The organism is Vibrio sp. OPT46, from assembly GCF_015163535.1.
Taxonomy (GTDB): Bacteria; Pseudomonadota; Gammaproteobacteria; order Enterobacterales; family Vibrionaceae; genus Vibrio; species Vibrio alginolyticus.
On the sequence record NZ_JADDYG010000327.1, the window covers coordinates 1 to 448 of the forward strand.

Annotated in this window: 1 protein-coding gene; it reads right to left on the reverse strand. The window is 42.6% G+C overall.

The features are described 5' to 3' along the window. Positions 1–448, reverse strand: a 448-nt coding sequence (locus IQR33_RS15520) for a DUF3103 family protein (protein WP_193843816.1), incomplete at both ends; no start/stop codon positions are given.

The following is a 448-nucleotide window of genomic DNA, read 5'->3' on the forward strand; positions in this document are numbered from 1 at the left end:
TTGACAATAGCGGTGTATTTTGGCGTTGTTCATCAGCAATATATGGTTGAACTAAAGCTGGTTGACCGAGTTTTTTCATCTCAGCTTGCATAGCTTGCAAGCCTGCTTTTAGCTCTGCAGAGCTATTGTTATCAACGACAAGTACAGGTACCTCAGGGAGCTGGTAAACATCGAGTTGATGGATGTTGCCATAAACATCAAATGCTTCGATGTATTGCCAATTCTCATCATCACCACTTGGTTCAAATGCAAATAATGGCTCGACCTCGCCACTTTGCCATGCTGTTATCATGGCTTCATTTGCCAAGCGAACTTCTAACAACTGATCAGAGTATTCAGAAATACCTTTCCAGCTACGAATTTGAGTGTCAGCTTGTACAAGCTGGCGGCTGAACTCTGAGTTAGGGTTTTGCTTAACAAATGCTGATACAGACACGTTAGTCTGTTG